The following is a 20,133-nucleotide window of genomic DNA, read 5'->3' as shown; positions in this document are numbered from 1 at the left end:
GGCTACTCCGCGATGCTGCGGAAGTAGTCGACCAGCGGCTGCGTCGGGTGGCCGATCAGTCGGCCGAGGTCTCCCGAGGTCTCCCCGAGCAGGCCGTCGCGGATGTTGGCGTCGAGCGCGACGAGGAATCCGATGGTGCCCTCGTCGAGCCCGGCATCCTGCAGGATCTGCGCGTGCTGCTCGGAGGAGACGGAGTCGAAGACGATCTCGCGGCCGAGCACCTCGGACGCGGTGGCGGCGAACTCCGTGCCATCCCACGCCGTGTCGCCGGAGAGTTCGTAGACCGACCCGGTGTGGCCGGTCTCGGTCAGCACGACGGCGATCGCCTCGGCGTAGTCGCTGCGGGCGGCGCTGGCGACCCGGCCCTCGCCGGTGCTCGCGACGTAATGGCCCGTGGCGGCGGCCTGCGCGAACGACTGGCCGTAGTTCTCGTGGTACCAGCCGTTGCGGAGGATCACCGCGGGGATGCCGGCCTCGGCGATCACCTCCTCGGTGAACTTGTGGTCGGGGGCGAGGATCAGGGCCGAGTCGGTGGCCTTCGGTGCGCTCGTGTACACGAGGAGCCCGACGCCGGCGCGGGCGGCCGCGGCGACGACGTTCGCGTGCTGCGGCTGGCGGCTGCCGACCTCTCTGCTGGAGATGAACGCGATCGCGTCCGCCCCCGCGAAGGCCGCGTCCAGCGTCGCCGGGTCGGCGAAGTCGAGCACCGCGGTGCGGACGCCGGTGGAGTCGAGCTCGGCGAGCCTCTCGGCGTTGCGGCCGGTGGCGAGGATGTCGGAGGCGGCGACCCCGCGCGCGAGCAGGTGATCGACGGTGAGGCGGCCGAGCTGGCCGGTGGCTCCGGTGACGACGAAGGTCATGATGGGTTTCCTTTCACGGGCCCGCGCTCACGGACCGCTGTCATGGATGAACCAGTGCGCTGCCATGATACTTCCCGACGGGAGGTACCCACTTTTTGGTAAGCTAGGGCCATGGCCGATCGCATCTGGGAACTCCTGCCCGATCCCGACCCGTTCGCGGCGAACTGTCTGAGCCGCGTGGTGCTGGATCACGTCACCAGCAAGTGGGGGGTCCTGGTGCTGGTCGCCCTCGCCGAGGAGCCGATGCGCTGGGGGCAGCTGCACCGCTACATCGAGGGCATCAGCGAGAAGATGCTGGCGCAGACGCTGCGCACCTTCGAGGCCGACGGCTTCGTGCTGCGCGACTCGAAGGGCACGGTTCCGCCGCGCGTCGACTACAGCCTGACGCCGCTCGGGCACGAACTCGCCCAGGTGCTGATCCCGCTCGTGCGGTGGGTGGGCGAGAACGTGACGCGCACCGGCGTCGCGATCGGCGCTGCTGGGCAGACCGGTTCAGCGGCCTGACAGGAAGTCGTTGAGCCGTGAGGTCAGCGCACGGTCGACCTCCAGCGGCTCGCCGTCGAGCGCGGTCACCGGCACGGCCTGTCGCACGCTCGAGACCAGCCAGATCGCATCCGCCCGCACCAGCGAGCTCGTGCGCACCCGCACCGCCTCGGTCTCGAAGCCCTCGCCCTGGAAGAACTCGAACGCCCGCTGCGACGTCGTGCCCGGCACGATCCCGAGCTCGGCCGACGGGGTGATGATGTGCCGGCCCTCCCGGATCAGGACGCTCGAGGTGGGCGCCTCGAGCACGAAGCCGTCCGAGCTGGTGAAGACCACCTCCTCGGCGTCTCGGCGGGCGGCCTCGCGCAGCGCCGCCGCGTTGACCTGGTACGAGAGGGTCTTGGCCCCGAGGAGCAGCCACGGCGACGTCGCCGGCGCGTCGTGCCGGTAGCCGCGGTCGAGCACGATCGCCCGGACGCCCTCCGTGCGCAGGGCGGTGAAGTCCGGGGCCTCTCGAGCGGTGACCCAGCCGGTCGGGGTTCCGGTGCCCTCGACACCCCGGGTGAGCACGAGCTTGACCGAGAGCGACCGGGTGGGCGGATGCGCGGCGACGGCCGCGGCGACGGCGTCGCGCCAGACGGCCCGGTCTGGTTCCGGGAGGTCGACCTGGGCGGCCGAACGGGTGAAACGGGAGAGGTGGGCGTCGACGTCGGCCGCACGGCCGCCCTCGACCAGCACGGTCTCGAAGACGCCGTCGCCCCGGGTGACCCCGAGGTCGAAGACGCTCAGCTGCGGGGCGTCGGCATCCGCGATGCGGAACCCGGCGTCACCGTGCGTTCCACCGTGCGTTCCACCGCCGGACACGTCGAGGACCGGGCGGGTGACCAGAATGAGAACGGGAGGGGACACGGCCCCAGTGTCCTCCGAGGACGCTCGGTGCGGAAGCGGAACGCGCCGGGGAGGAGGAGAGTGGACCGATGACCACTACCGATCGGAATCACACGTCGCAGGTCGAGATCGAGCGGAAGTACGCCGTCGACGAGGGGCACGCGGTGCCGGCGCTGACCGGGATCGGGGCGGCGACCGGGACACCGGTGACCGACGCCGTCGCCCTCGACGCCTTCGAGCTCGAGGCGACCTACTACGACACCGAGACGCTCGCGCTCGCCCAGCATCGGATCGCGCTACGCCGTCGGCGGGGCGGGCACGACGAGGGCTGGCACGTCAAACTGCCGGCCGAGGAGGGCCGCACCGAACTCCAGTGGCCGCTCGGCGACAGCGAGGGCGCGGGTGTGCCGGACGAGGTGGCCGACGCGGTGCGGGCGCTGGTGCGCGACCGCGAGCTCACGCCGCTGGCGCGCATCCGCACCACCCGCCGGGTGACCGAACTGCGCAACGCCGAGGGCGCGGTGGTGGTCGAGCTCTCGGACGACACGGTCGAGGGCAGCGACGCCCGGCACGGGCGCGTGACGCTCTGGCGCGAGTGGGAGGCCGAGCTCGGAGCGGGCGCGCCGGGTACGGCCGCCGAGCGGGCGGCTCTGCTCGACGAGGTCGAGCGGCAGCTGCTGGCCGCGGGCGCCACCGTGTCGCCGAGCGTGTCGAAGCTCGCCCAGGCCCTAGGGCGCACCGGGCTGGGCGCGCCGGAGCCGGACGACGAGGGTACGGGGGATGCGGCGCCGGGTGTTGCGGGGTCGGCCGATTCTGCGGGGGATGCGGGGCCGGCCGATGCCGCGGGTGGTGCGGTGTCGGCTGAGCCCTCGGCGGAGGAAGCCGCCGACCTGCCGGCGCCTACCCGCGTCGTCCTCACCGGGATCGCCGCTCTCGTGGAGGACCTGATCGCGATCGACCCGGCCGTGCGCGCCGACGACGAGGATGCGGTGCACCGCGCCCGCACGACCGTGCGCCGCATCAAGAACCTGCTGGCCGTGCACCGGTCCCTGTTCGATCCGGCCACGGTGGCGCGGCTGCGCGACGAGCTGGGCTCGCTCGGCTCGGCGCTGGGGGAGGTGCGCGACCTCGAGGTCCGGGTCGACTGGGCCCGCATCGCTCTTAATGAGTGGGAGGCCGAGCGCGGCCTCGACGACCCCGCCGCCCGACGGCGCCTGATCGAGGAGCCGGGTCGCGAGCACGACGAGGCGCACGCCCGCCTCGTGGGGGTGCTGTCGAGGGCGCCGTACTTCCGGCTGCTGGACGCGCTCGAAGAGTTCGTCGCGCCGGCGGCCGAGGCGTCCCGGTCGACGGCGAGGCGCATCGACGGTGTCAAGGGCGGTGCGAAGGGCGGCGGGAAGTCTGCCGGGAAGGCCCGGGGGAAGGGCGGCGGCAAGGCCGATAGGAAGGCCGCTGAGAAGGCGGCAAGGAAGGCTGCCGAGAAGGCCGCCCGGAAGGCCGAGAAGGCGGTCGAGGAGACGGCCGAGCGGTCGCTGCGGAAGACCGCCCGTCGAGCCGTCGCCCGCACGGTCGCCGCGGGCACGGTCCGCGTGCTCCGCGATCCGGCTGTCGAGGGCGGCGACCTCGTGCAGGAGGCGACCGCACTCGGCGCGCTGCACGAGTCGCGCAAGGCGGTGCGCCGGTTGCGGCACGCGGCCGAGTTCGTCACCGACGGCCCCGCCGCCGTGCTCGGCGGACGCGCGGAGGAGCTCGGCGACACCGCCGAGGAGCTCCAAGACGCGCTCGGCCTGCACCGCGATGCGGCGCTGTTCGCGGAGTACCTGCTGCTCACCGCCCCGCGGGCCGAGGCGGCGGGTGAGAGCGGCTTCACCTACGGCGTGCTCTACCAGCGGGCTCTCGACCAGGCCCGCCGCGCCCTCTCGCTCGCGGACGACTCCCGGCGCGCCCTGAAGAAGCGGGCGAAGAAGACCGTTTGAGGACGACGGCCTTAAGGAAGACGGTCTGAGGCCCAGGAGACCTCGACGCGGCGCTGCTGTTCGGGTACGCGGGGTGGATGCTCGTGACCGGCATCCGGGACGCCCGTCGTCGTCAACGGATGTCGTCTGGGGGCGCTAAGCTCTCCGAGCCATGAACTCGACGGACACCGCTCTCCGACCTGCCCCCCGCGCCGACATCCAGGGTCTCCGGGCCGTCGCGGTGGTCGCCGTCATCCTCAACCACGTGATCGGCTGGCCGTCCGGCGGCTTCGTCGGCGTCGACGTGTTCTTCGTGATCTCGGGCTTCTTGATCACCGGCCTGCTGCTGCGCGACGGGTCGCGGAACGGGCGGCCGTCGCTCCGCGCGTTCTACGGCCGCCGCATCCGCCGGATCGCGCCGGCCTCGATCACCGTGCTGATCGCCGTCGTGGTGGCGGGGTGGTTCGTCTTCAACCAGCCGCGGTTCTGGTCGACCGCGCAGGATGCGATCGCGTCCTTCCTCCTGGTGTCGAACTGGCGGTTCGCCGCCGAGGGCACCGACTACTTCCACGCCGGCGACGCCGTCTCGCCGTTGCAGCACTTCTGGTCGCTCTCGGTCGAGGAGCAGTTCTACCTGGTCTGGCCGGCGCTGATCGTGCTCGTGCTGGTCGCCGTCGGCGGTCTCACCGCGAGCGAACGGCGCCGCCGCACGGCCGTCGCGATCGTGATGGGTGTGGTGGTCGTCGCGTCGTTCGGCTTCGCACTGTGGCAGAGCCAGACCGGGCCGACCGTCGCCTACTTCTCCACGCTGACCCGGGCGTGGGAGCTGGGGCTGGGGGCGCTCCTGGCGACCGCGGTGCCGCTGCTCGCGCGCATCCCGCTGGGGGCCAGGGTGGCGCTCGGTTGGGTGGGGCTCGTCGGCATCCTCGGCTCGTTCTTCCTTATCGACGACACGATGCCGTTCCCCGGCCCTTGGGCGGCGCTTCCCGTGCTCGCGACCGCCCTGGTCGTCGCCGCGGGCGTCGGCGCGCCGCAGCGCTACCTGCTGCCGATCGCCAACCCGGTCACCAGTTTCGTCGGCGACATCTCGTACTCGCTGTACCTCTGGCACTTCCCGATCCTGGTGTTCCTGGCCGTGCTGCTGCCGGGCCAGGGGCTGCAGTCGGTGCTGATCGTGCTGGGGCTGACGCTGGCGTTGTCGCTGGTGTCGTACTTCTTGATCGAGCAGCCGCTCCATCGCACCCCGCGGGTGGCCAGGACGGGCGACGCGGAGGCCGATCGCACGGCGCGTCAGGAGGCCTGGATGAGCTGGCGCGAACGGTTCGGCGCGCAGTTCATGCTCGCGGGGCTGGGACTGGTCGTGCTCGTGGTGGTCTCGGTCGTCACGGTGCAGATCTCGCTGCGCGGCGGCGGGCCGTTGGCGTTGAACGTGCCGGGGGATTCGGCGGCCGTGGCAGCGGGGGTCGGGGTGCCCGGGTCGGGCGGGTCTGACGGCTCGGGGGGTTCTGGCGGCTCGGGCGGCGCCGGTGACGGGTCGGGCTCGTTGGGGGACGGCTCCGGGGGTGCGCCCGTGAATCCCGAGGATCAGCTGCAGGCCGACCTGTGGGCGGCCGCCTCGGCGACGTCGTGGCCGGGCAACCTGTCGCCCTCGATGGACTCCGCGATCTCGGACACGTCGAGCCGCAACCCGGCGAAGGACTGCTTCGCGGTCGGGTCGACCCCCGACTTCGGGCGCTGCACCTGGGGCAGCGGCGACGCGCCCAACCACCTCTACCTGGTCGGCGACTCCACCGCGATGGCGTACGCGCCAGCGTTCAAGGAGCTCGCCGAGTCCAGCGGCGGGCAGTGGAAGGTGACGACCATCGGGCTCTACGGCTGCCGGTTCACCGACACGCTGATCCAGAACGACGGCGACGGCGTGATGGATGCATGCCCGCAGCGGAAGGCCGACATCGCCGCCCGCATCGCGTCGGACTCGCCGCAGCTGGTCGTGGTCTCGAACGCCTTCGCCCTCGGCAACGCCACGAACCGCCAGCCGCTGTCGGCGTCGAGCATCGTCGCCTCGACCTTCGCGGAGACCGCGAAGTACGACGCCCCCGGCCGGATCGTCTACCTGGCTCCGCCGCCCCTCGGAGCCAACCTCGGCGCGTGCTACTCGCCCGTGACCAGCCCGCAGAACTGCAACGCGGCGGTCGACGGCGCCTGGAACGACTTCGCCGGCGCCACGCAGCTCGGCATCCAGAACACGGGCACGGGAGACCACTTCGTGTCGTCGCTCGGGTTCAGCTGCGCCGGCGGCTACTGCCCGGCCTTTGCCGGGACGCTGCCGGTGAAGTACGACCAGGTGCACATGACGCCGGAGTACTCCAAGCACATCGCGCCGGCGTTGCGGTGGGAGCTGGCGGCTCAGGGGTTGATGTAGGCGGGCCCTCGGGCGATCGGCATCCGGCTGCTCGGTGCTCGGTGCTCGGTCGTGCCGGTGCCGGTGCCGGTGCTGGTGCCGGCGCTGGTGCTCGTGCTCGGGCGCGGGTCAGCGGCGGTGGTCGCGGATGCCGCGGGCCTCGTCGCGGCGGAGTCGGCGGCGTTCGCGGCGCGACAGCGCCGCGAGGGCGGCGGCCTCCCGTTCGCGCTGCTCGGCCGCCACCCGGATGCGTTCGGTGCGGCGGTCACGCCAGTTCTCGACCTCGGCGTCGATGTCCCGGGTGGGAGTGACGACCGGGGGTCCGCCCTGCAGCTGGCGGCGGGCCTCGACGACGCGGCGGTTGAAGTCCTCGAGGGTCTGACGCACCTCCTGCTCGGTGTGCAGCCGGTCGAGCCGGTCGTCGAGCTCGACGTGCTCGGTGCGCAGGGTCAGGGCGGGTGGGCCGAGGCCGGTGAGGCGCTCGCGCTCGATCTTCTGGCGGATCCACCAGTTCGGGTCGTGCGTCCGCCCCAGGTCGCGCAGCGGTTTTCCCGCGCCGGGCAGATCGTCGAAGTCGCCGCGGCGGATGGCCTGCTGGATCTGGATCTCGACCATCTGCGCCCGCTGCTCCATCGTGGGGCTGCCGGCATCGCTCCCGGCGGCCTCCGCCTCGGCGGCCGCGGAGTCGCCGCCGGTGACATATCGCGCGGCGGCGAGTCGCGGGTCGTGCTGTTCCTTCTTCGCCACCCTCCCAGCCTAAGTCGGCTCGCCGATCGCGCCACCCCGGCGGGCGGATGCGGTCTCCTGCTCGACCTGGGCCGGTGCCTTCGCGGCGGTGTCCCCGGCGGCGTCGGAGTGGGGACCGGCCGGCCGGCCGTAGGCCGCGACGAGGAGCTCGCCGCGCAGCTCTCCGAGGCGGTCGATCAGCCGTTCGACGAGGCGGTCGGTGACGGCGGTGCCCTCGAGGTCCCAGCGGCCGAGCGGTCGGAGCGGTCTGCACCGGATGCGGATCACCTCCCACCCCGCTTCCCGCAGCAGTCGGTCCTTGGCCCGGTCGGACTCCTCGCGCGGCCCGACGTGCTCGAGGCCGAACCGCCCCACGGTGTCGTACTCGATCGCCACCCGGAACTCGTCGAGCACGAAGTCGGGCCAGACCTCCCGCCGGTCGTGGAACGGCCTCCCCACCGCGACCGCGTTCGGACGCAGGTCGACCTCGAGCCGTGCCCCCAGCTTTTGCCGCAGCAGGGCCTCGGCGGCCGAGGCCGGCTTCGGGGCGACGGCGCTCCAGAACGCCGTGCCCACCGCCCGCCCGCCCGAACTCCGCTCGCCCCCGCGGCCCGACCCCCGATCGCGACCTCCGCGCGACGGCCCCGCTGCGGGGGAGGGAGTCGTGCGGATGGCGGTGTCGCCTGGTGCGCGGGAGGGAGCCTCGCGGGTGGCGGTGGCGGTGGCGGTGTCGGCGGCGGTGGGGGAGGCGGGGGCGATGGGGGCGATGGGCGCCGGGCGGATGCGCGGGGGGTTCGCGAGGTCGCGGCAGACGGGGCACCAGACCGAGCGGCGGCGCCGGCCGGCGGGGCGCGAGCGCTGCTCCTCGGGGGTCGCGACGAAGATGTGCCCGGTGTCGCACTGCCAGACGAGGTACACCTCGGCGGCCGGCGGGATCTGGGTCAGCGTGATGCCCCTGTTGAAGTCGGAATGGTACTGGCGGATCAGCATCGGGAACGGCGCCCAGTCCTCGCGGAAGGTCCCGACCGCATACGGAACCGGCCGGCCCTTCGACCGCTGCCGCCGCTCCCACCACGCGTCGATGTTCTCGGCCACGCGCCACCTCCCTCCGTTCCGATCCCGAACCGCCTCTGCGCACCTCGCGGCCCGCATCGCCGACCACCTCGCGGCAACCGCGTCGGTCACCGCGAGGCAACCTCGTCGATCACCGCGAGGCAACCTCGTCGACCACCTCGCGGCCCGCCGCTCCGGCCCACCTCGTCGACGCCCCGACGCTACCTCCCACCTCCGACACCGTTGCCGTTGGCCCCGGTCCGAAGCCTCTCCGCCAAGCCCTAGGCCGAGGCCGGACGGCGGTGTCGGGGGGGCCGCCTAGCGTGAGGGTTGAGAGTCGGACCACGGACGGGAGGGTGGCGAATGACGGAGAGCACGTCTCCGATGGGATGCGGGGCGCCGGATGCGGGCCCTGAAGCCTCCGGCCCACCCCAATCGTCTGGTTCACCCCGATCGTCTGGTTCACCCCAATCGTCCGTCCCGCCCCAAGCGTCCATCTCACCTCGCCCCGGTCGGTGCGGCCGGCCGATCGAGGAGGCCGCCGGCGTCGGGCTCTGCCGCGAGCACCTCGTCGCCGCCTACGAGTGGATGGTCGGCGAGGTCGGCGTCACCGATCTCCTGCCCTCACCGTGCCTCGCCTGCGGCTCCCGGCTCGGGGTGCGCTACCCGTCGGGATGGCTCTGCGCGGTGTGCGAGTGGCGCTACGGCGAGCATCCGGAACCCGGCGACGGCGCCGGGATCGACGGGGGCGATCAGGGCGCCGAGGTCAGCCGGGCGTCCGGCGACCCCGACGGCCGCGGGAGCGCGCGAACAGGCCGCCAATCGACCGGCATCGCCTCGGGCTACGGCCGCGTCGACGTCGTCTACTACCTGCGCTGGCGCGACCGCATCAAGATCGGCACCTCGTCGAACCCGCGGTCGCGGCTCGCGCAACTGCGGCACGAGGAACTGCTCGCCTTCGAACGCGGCGGCCGTGCGCTCGAGCAGGCCCGCCATGCCGAGTTCGCCGCCCTTCGCCTCGGCGGCGAGTGGTTCTCGGCCGAGGGCGGGCTGCTCGAGCACGTGGCCCGGCTCCAGGCGAGCGGAGACGACCCCTGGCTCCTCCACGCCCGCTGGCGCAGCGCCGCCCTGGCCCTCTCCCGCACCCCCACGGCGGAGTGGTGACCGCGCATCCGATTCGTCACAGCCACGCGACCGTCACGAGCACGAGCACGAGCACGAGCGCGCGCGTGCTGCTACACCTCGAGGTTGGGGGAGTAGAAGGCACCGAGCGCCGCGCACAGCGCCGAAAGGTCGTCGACGTGGGCGAGCTCTCGCGCCGAGTGCATGGAGAGCAGCGGCGCCCCGACGTCGACGGTGCGGATGCCGAGGCGCGTCGCCGTGAGCGGCCCGATCGTCGAGCCGCAGGGCACCGTGTTGTTCGAGACGAACTCCTGGTACGGCACCCCGGCCAGCGCGCTGATCCGGGCCCAGAGCGCGGCGCCGTGCGCATCCGTCGTGTAGCGCTGGTTCGCGTTGATCTTCAACAGCGGCCCGCTGCCGGCGAGGGGCCGGTTCACCGGGTCGTGCCGCTCGGGGTAGTTCGGGTGGACGGAGTGCCCGGCGTCGGAGGAGACGCACCACGAGGCGGCCAGCGCCCGCGCCCGCTCCTCGACGCTCGCGCCCAGGCCCGCGGAGATCCGGGTGAGGATCTCCTCCAGGAACGGCCCGCTCGCCCCGGAGCGCGACTCCGACCCGAGCTCCTCGTGGTCGAAGGCGGCGAAGACGGGGATGTGCGACGTGGTGACCTCGCTGCCGATCAGCGCCAGCAGCCCGGCGTGCACCGAGGTGAGGTTGTCCATCCGGCTCGCCGCGAAGAGGCTCTCGCCCAGTCCGAACCGGGCGGGCGCAGCGGTGTCGGCGGTCAGGATGTCGTAGCCCGCGACCTCGTCCCCGCCGCCCAGACCCGCGAACCCGGCGAGCAGGCCGACGAGATCGTTCTGTGAGACCTCCCCGACGCCGAACACCGGCGCGGTGTGACGCTGCCGGTCGAGGGTGAGCCCGTCGTTGACCTGCCGGTCGAGGTGCACCGCCAGCTGCGGGATGCGCAGGAACGGCCCGGTGCGCACCAGCACCTCGTGGCCCGAGGTGGTCACGATCCGCCCCGCGAGCTCGAGCTCCCGGTCGAGCCAGGAGTTCAGCAACGGCCCGCCGTAGACCTCGACCCCGGCCTGAAGCCAGCCGCTCCCGCCGACGGTCGGCTTCGGCTTCAGCTTGAAACCGGGCGAATCCGTGTGCGCGCCGACGATCCGGAACGGCGTCGTCGCCGTCGCATCGGGCGCGATGGCCCAGGCGATCACCGCTCCGTCGCGCACCACGTGGAAACGTCCGACCTCCGCGGGCCAGGCATCGGTCTCGACAAGCCTCGTCGACCCGGATTCCTCGAGCCGGCGGGCCGCTTCGGCGGCGGCGTGGTACGACGACGGCGACGAGCGGATGAACGCGGCGAGGTCGTCGATGTAGGTCGCGGTGTCGATGCGGGGGCTCGTCATCCCTCCATCCAACCACTCCGCCAGGCTCGAAGCAGACGGTCATTTTCGTGCCTTATCGTCGTTGACGAGGCGTATGCCGCGCCGGCAATCCATCACGAGAGGACCAGATGGGAACGCGTCCAGTTCCGTCACCCCGTCGCGTGGTGCCGGCCGCCCTCGGTCTCGCCGCGGCCGCCGCTGCCGTCGTCCTGCTCTCGGGATGCACGAACGCGCATCCGACGGATGCCCTGTCCAAGCTGGCTCACCTCTCCGGCGGCACCCTGCTCGCCTCGGGGGAGACCCCGCCGATCCTCGAGGGGGTCGACTCCGACCTCATCCCGTCGTCGATGCGGCTGCTCACCGAGTATCAAGGCACCGAGTTCTGGGTAGGAGTGACGCGCGACGACCAGGTCTGCTTCATCGCCGACATGCCCCTGGCGGCATCGGCCGCAAAGGGCAGCCCCACGCCCGCCTCCACTCCGCCCGCGACCTCGTCGCCGACCGTCGAGACCATCTCGAGCGAGGAGGCGCGGTGCCTCGACCCCGACGTCTTCGGCATCCACGGGGCCTATCTCACCCCCGGCGGCGGCTCGCAGCGGTTCTGGCTGCACACCGAGTACATGACGATCCCGCCGCAGTGGACGTCGATCTCGCAGAACATCGCCCTGCAGGACTGACGGTCCACCCGACCCGAACCGGCCCCTTGAGCACCCCGGGGCCGCCGGGCAGACTCGGAGGATGAGTTCCCGCATCCCCGTCGAGGTCGTGTCCGTGTTCACCGATTCCGAGGGCGGCTTCGGCAACCCGCTCGGTCTGATCCGCAGTTCGGCCGCCACACGGGGACAGGAGCAGCGGATCGCCACCGAGCTCGGCTACAGCGAGACCGTGTTCGTCGACGAGATCGTCGAGCCGGGGGGAGGATCGGGCGGCCACGGCGAGCAAGCGCCGCATCCTCGCACCGCCGTCATCCGCATCTTCACGCCCGCGCGCGAACTGCCGTTCGCGGGTCACCCCTCCGTCGGCACGGCCTGGTGGCTCGACGGGCAGGGCAGCCCGGTGACCACTCTGCGCGTGCCCGCGGGCGACGTGGCGGTGCGCTACGCCGGCGACCTGACCTGGATCACGGGCCGCGCCGAGTGGGCGCCGGAATTCACCTGGCACGAGCTCGCCGCACCCGCCGACGTCGACGCGCTCGAGGCCGAGGCCTTCACAGAGGGGCACCACTACGCCTGGGCCTGGGTCGACGAGGAGGCGGGGCACCTGCGCTCCCGGATGTTCGCCCCCGACATGGGCGTGCCCGAGGACGAGGCCACCGGCGCCGCGGCCGTGCGCCTCACCGACCAGCTCGGCCGCGATCTGCTGATCGATCAGGGTCGCGGCTCGCGGATCCTGACCCGCCACCTCGAGGGCGGCCTGGTCGAGGTGGGAGGGCACACGGTGCGTGCCGACTCCGTGGAGGTCGACGCGGCACCGTGACCGGCTGCTGACCCGCACGTGGGCGGGCCTCAGCCGGTGCGCGGCCCGACGCGGCACCCGGGCGTCCTCTGACCCGTCCGTGGGCGGGCCTCAGCCGGTGCCCGGCCGGAGGCGCACCGGGGGCGGCGTCTGACCGACCCGGTGCGCGCCTCCGCTCAGTGAGCGACGACGGGCGCCGCATCCTCCGTCGGAGCCGCCCCGGAGGCTTCTCCTTCTCCTGCCGGCGAATTGTGCGCCAGGGACAGGCCCTGGCCGCGACGCCGGAACAGCAGCGCCGAGAGCACCGCGCCGAAGGCGAAGAATCCGGCGGCCCACCAGTACGCGGTCGCGTAGCTGTGCACGGCGGCCTCGGCCAGCACCTCGCCGGTCGGCGGCAGGTGCGAGGCGACGTAGTCGGTCGCGGCCGTGGCGGCGAGCGTGTTCAGCAGCGCCGTGCCGATCGACCCCCCGACCTGCTGGCTGGTGTTGACCATCGCCGAGGCGACCCCCGCGAACTCGCGGTCGACACCGAGAGTGGCGGTCTGGATCGAGGCCGGCATCATCGTGCCCATCGCGGCGCCCAGGATCATCAGCGGGGCGAGCACGTCGGCGGCGTAGCTGCTGCCGACGTCGAGGTGGGTGAGGATGACCATCCCGATCGCGGCAAGCGTCATGCCGATCGGCACCATGACCTTCGGCCCGAACCGCGGCACGAAGATGTTGGTCGACAGCTGGGCCATCAGCACGAGCATCCCGATCATCGGCAGGAAGGACAGGCCGGTCTGGATCGGCGTGTAGTGCAGGGTCGTCTGCAGGTAGTAGGTGACGAACAGGAAGATCGCGAACATCCCGACACCGGCGATCAGCACCGAGCTGTAGGCGGCCCCGCGGTTGCGGTCGAGCACGATCTTCAGGGGGAGCAGCGGATGCGCGGCGCGGCGCTGCCAGACGACGAACGCCGCGAGCAGCACGGCGCTGGCCACGAGCATGCCCCAGGCCAGCGGCGAGTCCCACCCGTTGGTCTCGGCGTTGGAGAAGCCGTAGACCAGGGCGAACAGACCTCCAGAGACCAGGATCGTGCCGGGCAGGTCGAGCTTCGGCCGCGGGCCGGTACGGGCGACCGACCGCACGAACACGCTCGCGCCGATGACCGCCACGACGGCGATCACGACGTTGATGTACAGGTTCCAGCGCCAGTCGAAGCTCTGGGTGAGCACTCCGCCGAGCAGCAGGCCGATCGCTCCGCCGGCTCCGGCGATGGCGCCGAAGACGCCGAAGGCGCGGGCGCGCTCCTTGGGGATGGTGAAGGTCGTGGTGAGCACGGCCAGCGCGGTCGGGGCCAGCAGAGCACCAAATGCGCCCTGAAGGGCCCGGGCGGCGACCAGCGTGCCAAAGCTGTCGGCGGCACCGCCCAGCGCGGAGGCGGCGGCGAAGCCGATCAGGCCGATGATGAAGGCGCGCTTGCGCCCGATGAGGTCGGAGAGGCGGCCGCCGAGCAGCAGCAGGCTTCCGAAGGCGAGGGAGTAGGCCGTGACGATCCACTGGCGATCACCGTCGGAGAAGCCGAGGTCGGCCTGGGCGGAAGGAAGGGCGATGTTCACGACGGTGGCGTCGAGGACGACCATGAGTTGGGCGAGGGCGACTGTGGTCAGCGTCCACCAGCGATGCGGTGCGACGGCAACCGGTGAGGGGTTCAACGAGGACATGACAAGAACCATATACGGAACTCGACAGTTTCGGATACACCCGGTTCCGTTAAAGCCACTTACACTGGAGGCATGAACACTCCGATCGAGGAAACCGCCGCGACGATGCGGCCCGACCTCACCACCCTCTCAGGGGCCACCGACGACGATGACGTCGCCGAGGCTCCGGAGCCGCGCAAGCTCGGCCGCAAGCGCGACCACTCCCGTGATCCCGAGATCCTCGACGCCGCTCTCGACGTGCTGGCCGAAGAAGGCTACGACGGCATGACGATCGACATGGTCGCCGCCCGTGCCAAGGCCGGGAAGGCGACCCTGTACCGCCGCTGGCCCTCGAAGGGCGAGCTGGTGGTCGACGCGGTCGCCTGCATGAAGCGGGGCGACATCGATCTCGACAACCTGCCGGACACCGGGACCCTGCGGGGCGACCTCATCGCGATGGTCAAGCCGCGCACGATCGTCGACGCCGGGCGCAAGCTGCAGATCATGGCCGGGCTGATGTCGGTGCTGAGCCGCTCGCCCGAGCTCGCCAGCACCATCGATGCGGCGATCGTCGAACCGCGCTCCCAGGTCAACCGCATCCTGCTCCGTCGGGCGATCGATCGCGGCGAGATCGCCCCGACGATCGACGTCGACGCCGTCGCCCTGATCGCGCCGTCGATGGCGGCGTACCGCTCGCTCGTGCAGCAGCTCCCGGTCGATCGCGACTACCTGATCTCCATCATCGACGGGATCGTGCTGCCGACCGTGGGGCTGAAGGGCGAGGCTTCGGCAGACGACTGAGCGGGCCGGGCCTGCCGGGCTCGCGCCGTCCAGCTCGACTGAGCGAGCCATTGCCAGCGGGCTCGGGTGCCCGTTGCCTTGGTAGGTCGACTCAGCGGAGGAGCGCCTCGCTCCGCTCCCAGAGCCCCTCGGCGAGGGCCGGGTCGTCGGCCCCCTTCTTCAGGGCGGCCGGCTTGCGCTTGGCGTAGTAGCCGCCGCTCTGCCAGCCCCCTGCATCCTGACCGGACCCGTCGTCGGGCGGCGTGCTCGCGAGCCAGACCAGCGTGTCCGCTCCCTGCTCGGGAGTGCGGATGAGGTGCTTGAGCGGGGTGCGGTACAGCAGCCGGAGCCCGCTGCGGGAGCCCTGGGAGAACCCGGTCGCGACGACTCCGGGATGGAAGGCCGCCGCGGAGACGCCCTGGTCGTGGAAGCGCCGGTGCAGCTCGCGGGTGAACAGGATGTTCTCCAGCTTCGCGTTGCCGTAGGCCAGCTCGGCGCTGTACCGGTTGCGCAGCTCGAGGTCGTCGAGATCCAGGTCGCTGTAGAGCCGGTGGGCGACGCTCGAGGTCTGGATGACCGTGGCGCGGCCGGCGATCAGCCGATCCATCAGCAGGGTGGTGAGCAGGAACGGTGCGAGGTGGTTCACCTGGAAGGTGAGCTCGTGGTCGTCGACGGTCTCGCTGCGGGCGCCCATGAGCCCGCCCGCGTTGTTCGCGAGCACGTGGATGCGCGGGTATCGGTCACGAAGCAGGTCGGCGAGGTCGCGCACGTCCTCCAGCCGCGAGAAGTCGGCGGTGAACCAGTCGGCGTCGCCGCCGTCGAGCCGGAGGCCGGCGGCCACGGCGGCCGTCTTCTCCTTCGACCGCCCGACCACGACCACCTCGTCGCCCCGCGCCGCGAGGGTGCGCGCGGCGGAAGCGCCGATGCCGTCGCTCGCCCCCGTGATGACCACCGTCCGTGCTGCCATGGCCCGCCCCGATCCCGTTCGAATGCCTGAAGAGTGCTCGCTGCGGATCGTACTCCGGCAGGCTGGGGTCGGGGCCCGGGCTGGACTCCCGGGTCGGGCTCAGGGTCGGGCGCCCGGGTCGGACTCCCGGGCCGTGGTGCTCGGGCGGGCGATGTCGGGGGCGGCCGTTAGTCTGGCGGCGGCCCGAAGGATCCGTGTCCCGACCGGCCCCGAGCGCGAGGAGAACGGATGATCGTCGTCGTCGATGCGGGTGCCCCCACGTCGGTGCTCTACAGCGCCACCGACCTGACGGCGGCCGCCGTGTGCGAGTTCGCGCTGGTGCGCCGGCTCGACGCCAAGCTGGGCCGCATCGCGCCGCTGCCCGAGGTCACCGACGACATGCTCGAACGCGCCGCACGCCTCGGCGATGCGCACGAGCTCCGCACGCTGGAGGCCTACCGGCTCCGCTACGGCCCCTTCGATCCCGAACGCGGCCGTGGCGTGGCCGAGATCGAGCGGCCGGAGCGTACGGCACCGGCCGAGCTCGCGCGGGCCGAGGAGCTGACGGTGGCGGCGCTCCGTGCCGGGGCCGACGTGGTGTTCCAGGCGACGTTCTTCGACGGGCGCTTCCTCGGCTTCGCCGACTTCATCGTGCGGGCGTCCGACGACTCGGCCGACGGGGTGCCCGTCTACGAGGTGTACGACACGAAGCTCGCCCGTCACGCCAAGATCACGGCGCTCCTGCAGGTCGCGGCCTACTCCGAGCAGCTCGCCCGGCTCGGGGTGCCCCTCGGCGAGGAGGTGCATCTGCTGCTCGGCGACGGCACCCGGTCGACCCATCTGCTGCGCGACATCCTGCCGGTGTACCTCGACCGGCGACGGCGGCTCGAAGAACTGCTCGACGCGCGGATCGGCGCGGCGACAGGCGAAGGTGCGAGCGCCGAAGCGGGCGCGGGTGCGGGCGCCAACGCGGGTGTGAGCCCAAATCCGGGCGTGAGCGCACGTGCGGGCGTGACCGGGGGCGCGATCGCCTCGGCCGACGTCGAGCCGGTGCGCTGGGGCGACGACCGGTTCACCGCCTGCGGGCGGTGCGACGTCTGCGCGCCGGAGGTGGCGGCCCATCGCGACCTCCTCCTGGTCGCCGGGATGCGGCTGACCCAGCGGTCGCGCCTGCGGGCGGTGGGCATCACGACCCTCGACGAGCTGGCCGAATCCTCGGGCGAGGTGCCGGGGGTGGGGTCGGCGACCCTCGAGGCGCTGCGCGACCAGGCCCGGCTGCAGCGCGACGGCCGTCGTGCCCTCACTTATCGCGTCTTCGATCCGGCGGCGCTCGACGCGCTCCCCGCCCCCGATCCGGGCGACATCTTCTTCGACTTCGAGGGCGATCCGCTCTACTCCGAACCCGGCCCCGACGGCACGCGGGCGGATTGGGGTCTCGATTACCTCTTCGGTCTGGTGGAGCACGATCCCTCGACTCCCGGGCAGACCGTGTTCCTCCCGTTCTGGGCGCACTCCTACGCCGAGGAGGCGGTGGCGCTCGAGCGCTTCCTCGACCACGCGACCACGCGCCTGCGCGAGCATCCCGACATGCACATCTACCACTACGCCGACTACGAGCGGGCGCACCTCCAGTCGCTCTGCGCCCGGCACGGGGTGGGGGAGGAGCAGCTCGACGAGCTGCTGCGGGCGGGTGTGCTGGTCGACCTGTACCCGGTGGTCAAGAAGAGCGTCCGTGTCAGCTCGCCCTCCTACAGTCTCAAGAAGCTCGAGCCGCTCTACATGGGCGACCGGTACCGGGCGAGCGGCGTGACGAATGCCGCCGACTCGATCACGGCCTACGCCGAGTACGTGGCGCTGCGGGATGCGGGGGAGACGGATCCCGTGGCCGCGCAGGCCGCCGAGCGACAGCTGCAGGAGATCGCCGACTACAACGAGTACGACTGCGTCTCGACGCTCGAGCTGCGCGACTGGCTGCTCGGGAGGGCCGTCGAGTTCCACCAGCGGGAGTCGGAGCGCGAGTCGGGGTCGGGCGGGGCGTCTTCTGCGTCGGCCTTGTCCGGCAACGGCACGCCCGGCGAAGGCCTCGGCGGAGACACCGGTGCCGGGGTGGCCGGCGACGCCACGGGGCTGCCCGGGCTAGAGGGCGGCTCGGCCGTGCCTCCGACGGACGAGCGCGACCTCGAGCCGAGTGCGCTGCACCGGTCGCTGGCCGCCTGGGCCGTGCATCCGCGTCTCGTCGAGCGCCCGGCCGACCGGATGGCGGTCGCTCTCGCCGCCGCGGCCATCGACTACCACCGCCGGGAGGACAAGTCGTTCTGGTGGGAGCACTACGCCCGGCTGGAGCAGCCCCTCGAGGAGTGGGCCGACACCCGGGACGTGCTGACCGTCGAGGCCTCGGTCGTCGACCGCGACTGGTACCGCGACGCCGGCCAGCGCGCTCTGCGGCGCCGCATTCGGGTCAGGGGCGTCCTGGCGCCGGGCAGCCGGCTCGAGGAGGGGGCGAGGGGCCGGTTCTTCGTCTACGACCCGCCGCATCCGTGGCCCGCGCCCCGCTCGCGGCCCACGGACCGGGTCGCCCACGACCGCACGGTCCTCCGCGAGGTCGTGCAGCTGACGAACGGCATCACGCAGTACGAGTTCGAGGAGTCGCTGCCGATGGCGGGGGAGCCGTACACGGCGGTGCCCATCGCCGTCGCGCCGTCGGCGCCGCCGAAGACGGCGTCGCTCCAGGTGGCGATCGCCGAGTGGGGGCAGCAGCTCGCCGACGAGCTGCCCGCGTTCCCGGCCGACCCCGCCGTCGACATCCTGCGCCGGGCGGTGCCGCGTCGTCGCGACGGCCGGGCGCTCGAACCGGTCGCCGAGGGGTCACGCGGAGCGATCGACGCCATCCGCGACTCGCTGCTCGCGCTGGACGACTCGTACCTCGCGGTGCAGGGCCCGCCGGGAACCGGGAAGACCTATACGGGTGCCCGGGTCGTCGCCGATCTGGTCAACCGTCACGGCTGGACGGTCGGGGTCGTCGCCCAGTCGCACGCAGTGGTCGAGAACATGCTCGACGCGATCGTCGGCGCGGGCGTCGATCCGTCGCGGGTGGGCAAGGTGACCTCCGATCCGGAGGCGGGGTACACCGCGCTCGGCACCAACGGCCTGGCCCGCTTCCTGGCCGGGGCCGCGGCGAACGGCCACGGGGCCGTGGTCGGAGGCACGGCGTGGGACGCGACGAACCTCGGTCGGATCGGCCGCAAGCAGCTCGATCTGCTGGTGATCGACGAGGCGGGCCAGTACTCGCTCGCGAACACGATCGCGGTGAGCGTCGCGGCCCGCAACCTGCTGCTGCTCGGCGACCCGCAGCAGCTGCCGCAGGTGACGCAGGGCACGCATCCCGAACCCGTCGACGCGTCGGCGCTCGGCTGGCTCACCGAGGGGCACGATGTGCTGCCGCACGAGCTCGGCTACTTCCTCGACGTCAGCTGGCGGATGCATCCCGCCGTCTGCGCCCCGGTCAGCGCGCTCTCCTACGAGGGCGAGTTGCACTCCGAGCCGGTGGCGACGACCGCCCGTCGGCTGGACGGGGTCGAGCCCGGGCTGGTGCTGCATCCGGTCGCGCACCAGGGCAACGCGACCGAATCGCCCGAGGAGGCCGAGCGGGTGGTGGCGATCGTGCGGGATGCGGTGGGCCGGCTCTGGACCGACCCGGCCGACGAGAACGGCCCCCGGCCCCTCGAGGCGCAGGACGTCATCGTCGTCGCGGCCTACAACGCGCAGGTCGAGCGGCTCAGGGCCCACCTGTCGGCGGCGGGGTTCGAGGGCGTCGCCGTCGGCACGGTCGACACCTTCCAGGGTCGGGAGGCTCCGGTGGCGATCGTGTCGCTCGCGGCGTCGTCGGCCGTCGAAGTGCCTCGCGGCATCGCCTTCCTGCTCATGAAGAACCGGTTGAACGTGGCGATCTCGCGGGCGAAGTGGGTGGCGCACCTGGTGTACTCACCGGCGCTGACCGATCACCTGCCGGCGAACACCGCCGAGCTCGCGACGCTGTCGGCGTTCCTGCGGCTCACGGCAGGGGCTCCCACTGCCCCTTCACCCGGCGGGTGACCGCCCAGGCGATGGGGTCCATCGACACGCGGGTGCCGTCGATGCCCTGCTCGGCGATCAGGAAGGCCGCCCGGTCGTCGTCGGCGGTGAAGCGCACGGTCACCTGCGGGGCGCCGGCCGAGATCGCGATGTCCGAGGCCTCGACGGTGGTGTAGTCGGCGATCGCCTGGGTGAGGGTCGGCAGCACCTCCTCGGGCCGCACTCCCATCTCGAGGGGGCCGACGATCATGGTCACGCGGTAGGAGGGCATGGCACCAGCGTAGGGGAGGAGCTCGGCGGCGCCGGTCTGACGGCGCCCG

General features: G+C 72.5%; 16 protein-coding genes. 8 read left to right on the top strand and 8 right to left on the bottom strand.

Annotated features, from left to right (window positions below; translation table 11 throughout):
- Nucleotides 1-2: 2 nt before the first annotated feature.
- On the bottom strand, nt 3-860 hold the full coding sequence (locus AC59HU_RS08500) for an NAD(P)H-binding protein (protein ID WP_497222954.1): 858 nt from the start codon (nt 858-860) through the stop codon (nt 3-5).
- A gap of 111 nt (nt 861-971) precedes the next feature.
- Between AC59HU_RS08500 and AC59HU_RS08495 the strand changes: the two genes are divergently transcribed.
- On the top strand, nt 972-1,364 hold the full coding sequence (locus AC59HU_RS08495; RefSeq protein WP_497222953.1) for a winged helix-turn-helix transcriptional regulator: 393 nt from the start codon (nt 972-974) through the stop codon (nt 1,362-1,364).
- Here AC59HU_RS08495 and AC59HU_RS08490 read toward each other — a convergent pair.
- Complete coding sequence (locus AC59HU_RS08490; protein WP_497222952.1) at nt 1,353-2,252, bottom strand: aminotransferase class IV; 900 nt, start codon at nt 2,250-2,252, stop codon at nt 1,353-1,355. The genes AC59HU_RS08495 and AC59HU_RS08490 overlap by 12 nt on opposite strands.
- Nucleotides 2,253-2,320: 68 nt before the next feature.
- Between AC59HU_RS08490 and AC59HU_RS08485 the strand changes: the two genes are divergently transcribed.
- Together AC59HU_RS08485 and AC59HU_RS08480 are read left to right on the top strand one after the other, a co-directional pair.
- Nucleotides 2,321-4,207, top strand: a complete 1,887-nt coding sequence (locus AC59HU_RS08485; RefSeq protein ID WP_497222951.1) for a CYTH and CHAD domain-containing protein — start codon at nt 2,321-2,323, stop codon at nt 4,205-4,207.
- Nucleotides 4,208-4,358: 151 nt separating this feature from the next.
- Nucleotides 4,359-6,608 carry an acyltransferase family protein gene (locus tag AC59HU_RS08480; RefSeq protein WP_497222950.1) on the top strand — a complete coding sequence of 750 codons (2,250 nt, stop codon included), beginning with the start codon at nt 4,359-4,361 and terminating at the stop codon, nt 6,606-6,608.
- Between the two features lie 108 nt (nt 6,609-6,716).
- On the opposite strand, the gene AC59HU_RS08475 is transcribed toward AC59HU_RS08480, so the two are convergent.
- Both AC59HU_RS08475 and AC59HU_RS08470 read right to left on the bottom strand, forming a co-directional pair.
- Nucleotides 6,717-7,334 carry a DnaJ family domain-containing protein gene (locus AC59HU_RS08475; protein ID WP_497222949.1) on the bottom strand — a complete coding sequence of 206 codons (618 nt, stop codon included), beginning with the start codon at nt 7,332-7,334 and terminating at the stop codon, nt 6,717-6,719.
- A 9-nt stretch (nt 7,335-7,343) separates the two neighbouring features.
- Nucleotides 7,344-8,408, bottom strand: coding sequence for a putative endonuclease domain-containing protein (locus AC59HU_RS08470; RefSeq protein WP_497222948.1), 1,065 nt, complete (start codon nt 8,406-8,408; stop codon nt 7,344-7,346).
- Nucleotides 8,409-8,954: 546 nt separating this feature from the next.
- On the opposite strand from AC59HU_RS08470, the gene AC59HU_RS08465 reads away from it, so the two are divergent.
- Nucleotides 8,955-9,530: a GIY-YIG nuclease family protein gene (locus AC59HU_RS08465; RefSeq protein WP_497222947.1), complete on the top strand. Its 576-nt coding sequence runs from the start codon at nt 8,955-8,957 to the stop codon at nt 9,528-9,530.
- A 71-nt stretch (nt 9,531-9,601) separates the two neighbouring features.
- On the opposite strand, the gene AC59HU_RS08460 is transcribed toward AC59HU_RS08465, so the two are convergent.
- The gene (locus AC59HU_RS08460) at nt 9,602-10,897 is read right to left on the bottom strand and encodes a M18 family aminopeptidase (RefSeq protein ID WP_497222946.1); all 1,296 of its coding nucleotides are present in this window, start codon (nt 10,895-10,897) and stop codon (nt 9,602-9,604) included.
- 107 nt (nt 10,898-11,004) lie between these two features.
- Here AC59HU_RS08460 and AC59HU_RS08455 point away from each other — a divergent pair, with 107 nt between their 5' ends.
- Together AC59HU_RS08455 and AC59HU_RS08450 are read left to right on the top strand one after the other, a co-directional pair.
- Complete coding sequence (locus tag AC59HU_RS08455; RefSeq protein ID WP_497222945.1) at nt 11,005-11,553, top strand: hypothetical protein; 549 nt, start codon at nt 11,005-11,007, stop codon at nt 11,551-11,553.
- Nucleotides 11,554-11,614: 61 nt separating this feature from the next.
- Nucleotides 11,615-12,352 carry a PhzF family phenazine biosynthesis protein gene (locus tag AC59HU_RS08450; protein ID WP_497222944.1) on the top strand — a complete coding sequence of 246 codons (738 nt, stop codon included), beginning with the start codon at nt 11,615-11,617 and terminating at the stop codon, nt 12,350-12,352.
- A gap of 155 nt (nt 12,353-12,507) precedes the next feature.
- On the opposite strand, the gene AC59HU_RS08445 is transcribed toward AC59HU_RS08450, so the two are convergent.
- Nucleotides 12,508-14,037, bottom strand: a complete 1,530-nt coding sequence (locus AC59HU_RS08445) for an MFS transporter (protein ID WP_497222943.1) — start codon at nt 14,035-14,037, stop codon at nt 12,508-12,510.
- Between the two features lie 72 nt (nt 14,038-14,109).
- Between AC59HU_RS08445 and AC59HU_RS08440 the strand changes: the two genes are divergently transcribed.
- Nucleotides 14,110-14,817 (top strand): TetR/AcrR family transcriptional regulator, encoded by a 708-nt coding sequence (locus AC59HU_RS08440; RefSeq protein WP_497222942.1) that lies wholly within the window; start codon nt 14,110-14,112, stop codon nt 14,815-14,817.
- A gap of 91 nt (nt 14,818-14,908) precedes the next feature.
- On the opposite strand, the gene AC59HU_RS08435 is transcribed toward AC59HU_RS08440, so the two are convergent.
- The gene (locus AC59HU_RS08435) at nt 14,909-15,763 is read right to left on the bottom strand and encodes an SDR family NAD(P)-dependent oxidoreductase (RefSeq protein ID WP_497222941.1); all 855 of its coding nucleotides are present in this window, start codon (nt 15,761-15,763) and stop codon (nt 14,909-14,911) included.
- 228 nt (nt 15,764-15,991) lie between these two features.
- Between AC59HU_RS08435 and AC59HU_RS08430 the strand changes: the two genes are divergently transcribed.
- Nucleotides 15,992-19,834 (top strand): TM0106 family RecB-like putative nuclease, encoded by a 3,843-nt coding sequence (locus AC59HU_RS08430; RefSeq protein ID WP_497222940.1) that lies wholly within the window; start codon nt 15,992-15,994, stop codon nt 19,832-19,834.
- Here the strand turns inward: AC59HU_RS08430 and AC59HU_RS08425 are convergent.
- Nucleotides 19,794-20,084 carry a hypothetical protein gene (locus AC59HU_RS08425; RefSeq protein ID WP_497222939.1) on the bottom strand — a complete coding sequence of 97 codons (291 nt, stop codon included), beginning with the start codon at nt 20,082-20,084 and terminating at the stop codon, nt 19,794-19,796. The genes AC59HU_RS08430 and AC59HU_RS08425 overlap by 41 nt on opposite strands.
- Between the last annotated feature and the right edge of the window lie 49 nt (nt 20,085-20,133).

Source organism: Herbiconiux sp. 320_LB (genome assembly GCF_059691755.1).
The sequence above is the reverse complement of the archived record's forward strand: the minus strand, read 5'-3'. Positions and strand labels throughout refer to the sequence as shown.